This is a genomic window from Acinetobacter sp. YH12140, from assembly GCF_013418475.1.
Classification (GTDB): Bacteria; Pseudomonadota; Gammaproteobacteria; order Pseudomonadales; family Moraxellaceae; genus Acinetobacter; species Acinetobacter amyesii.
In genome coordinates this window covers 1-2,828 of sequence record NZ_VPBZ01000032.1, presented here as the reverse complement: position 1 = coordinate 2,828, position 2,828 = coordinate 1, and the positions used below count along the sequence as shown (strand labels likewise).

Sequence of the window (2,828 nt, the reverse complement as noted above, 5' to 3'; positions counted from 1 at the left end):
TCAGCTACCAAAAAAGTAGCGATGGGCTGCATCTACTCATGGACTCTACAGGCATGAAGTTTCTAGGTGAGGGCGAATGGAAACGCAAGAAACATGGACCTGAATATCGTCGCCAATGGCGTAAACTCCATATTGGTATAGATGCTAAAACCCTACAAATACGAGCAGTTCAGCTCACAACGAATAATGTGAGTGATTCACAAGTCCTCGGGGATTTACTTGATCAAATCCCGTTGGATGAACAGATTGATTCAGTTTATACAGACGGGGCTTATGATACAAAACAATGCCGTCAGGTCATTGCAGATCGGCAAGCACATGCAGTTATTCCACCCAGAAAAAATGCAAAGCCTTGGAAAGATATAAAAGTTCATTCGCAAGAGCGAAATGAATTACTTCGAACAGTTAAACGTTTAGGCAGGACATTATGGAAAAAATGGTCAGGCTATCATCGGCGGAGTTTGGTCGAAACCAAGATGCATTGCATCAAATTATTAGGCGATCGACTACATTCAAGAAACTTTCAAAGCCAAGTTAATGAGATTCATGCACGTGTGGCCGTGCTGAATAGATTTACAGAGTTAGGTCGTCCTCATACCCGAGTTGTAACTTAAATTTGAGTGAGTTGGCGGATGCTTCAAATTATAAATCTTTGTGCAACAAAGCCCTTATGTTTACAAAAAATTGCAAACCAAGTATCATTTTTACATCCTAAATGTACATCTATAGCTAATTTTAAACATTTTATTTAAGAAGAGCCTTTATGGTTAATATAAAAGTTGTTTCAAAAGACAGTCATAATATTTTATCCGAAACGACCACGGAAGATTCATTGTCTTTAGTTGAGCCATCGGTTGTTATTTTTGGTGTTTCAAAAGAAAGTATCTCGAGTATTAAAGTACACGGTCTAGATGCTGTAGTACAATTAAATGATGGTCAAACGATAACTATAAAAGATTTTTTTGCTGCAGATAATACTTTGGTATTGGAGGATGGCGATAAATTATTGTGGGTGCAATTTACTGACGAAACGGGTGCATTTTTAAATGAGGTTGTATATAACCCACTGTCTGAAATAAAACCATTACTTTATAAAGATGGAGTGCCAGCTTGGGCTTGGATTCCTCCATTAGCTGCTTTAGGTGCGCTTAACTTTGATAAATCTATTAAAAGCTCGAATGATAAACACGATACTACGCTAGAAAGTGCAGAAAAAGCAGTTAAAGATGCTGTAGATGCATATCAAAAAGCAAAAGATAAATTAGATGCCGCACTTAAAGATGATTTAATCACACCTACAGAAAAAGCAGAAATTGAAAAGGCGATTGCAGAAGCAGAAAAAGCCAAGCAAGAAGCAAATGACAAGTTAAATGCTTTGGCAGATGGTAAGCAAAAAAATGATTTGGAACAGCAGTTAAATGCATTACCTGAGTTAAAAGTACCCCCTATAAATGACAAAAATGAAAATGGAATCGCTGACGACATTGATGCTGCGATCGACGATGCAGAACAAGCGGTTAAAGATGCCCAAGACAAATATGATGCTTTAGAAAAAGAGATCGCAGACAAAGGCGGGATCATCAATCCTGAAGACAAAGTTGATTTAGATCAGTCTAAAGAAGAGCTCGATGCTGCGATCAAAAAAGCAGAAGACTTAGTCAATGCGTTACCTGATCAACCAGCGTCAGTGCAAGAGAAGAAAGATCAACTTACAGACGATCTCAACAATCTTAAAACTCCTGGCATCACTGTACCTGAAGTAAATGACCAAGATGGTAATGGTATTGCCGATGATGTAGATGTATTGACGGCGGCTAAAGCAGTTAAAGATGCCCAAGACAAGTATAATGCTTTAGAAAAAGAGATCGCAGACAAAGGCGGGATCATCAATCCTGAAGACAAAGTTGATTTAGATCAGTCTAAAGAAGAGCTCGATGCTGCGATCAAAAAAGCAGAAGACTTAGTCAATGCGTTACCTGATCAACCAGCGTCAGTGCAAGAGAAGAAAGATCAACTTACAGACGATCTCAACAATCTTAAAACTCCTGGCATCACTGTACCTGAAGTAAATGACCAAGATGGTAATGGTATTGATGACAGCGTTGAAGCTGCGATCGACGATGCAGAACAAGCGGTTAAAGATGCCCAAGACAAATATGATGCTTTAGAAAAAGAGATCGCAGGCAAAGGCGGGATCATCAATCCTGAAGACAAAGTTGCTTTAGATCAGTCTAAAGAAGAGCTCGATGCTGCGATCAAAGAAGCAGAAGACTTAGTCAATGCGTTACCTGATCAACCAGCGTCAGTGCAAGAGAAGAAGGATCAACTTACAGAAGATCTCAATAATCTTAAAACCCCTGGCATCACTGTACCTGAGGTGAATGACCAAGACAGCAACGGCATTGATGACGGTGTTGAAGCTGCGATCGACGATGCAGAGCAAGCGGTTAAAAATGCCCAAGATAAATATGATGCTTTAGAAAAAGAGATCGAAGGCAAAGGCGGGATCATCAATCCTGAAGACAAAGCTGCTTTAGATAAGTCTAAAGAAGAGCTCGATGCTGCGATCAAAGAAGCAGAAGACTTAGTCAATGCGTTACCTGATCAACCAGCGTCAGTGCAAGAGAAGAAGGATCAACTTACAGAAGATCTCAATAATCTTAAAACCCCTGGCATCACTGTACCTGAAGTAAATGACCAAGACAGCAACGGCACACCGGATGATCAAGATGCTGCTAACGCCGCAGATGCCATCGCGAAAGTTGAAGAAGCAGAACAAGCTTACAAAGACTTAGCGGATGAAATTACAAAAGCCGAAGCCGATGGTG

At 40.1% G+C, this 2,828-nt stretch carries 2 protein-coding genes; both read left to right on the top strand.

Annotation, left to right across the window (positions count from 1 at the left end):
• Positions 1-614, top strand: a 614-nt coding sequence (locus FTU75_RS18120; RefSeq protein ID WP_180116569.1) for an IS5 family transposase, incomplete at its 5' end; no start/stop codon positions are given.
• A gap of 149 nt (positions 615-763) precedes the next feature.
• Positions 764-2,828, top strand: a 2,065-nt coding sequence (locus tag FTU75_RS18115) for a BapA prefix-like domain-containing protein (protein ID WP_180116568.1), incomplete at its 3' end; no start/stop codon positions are given.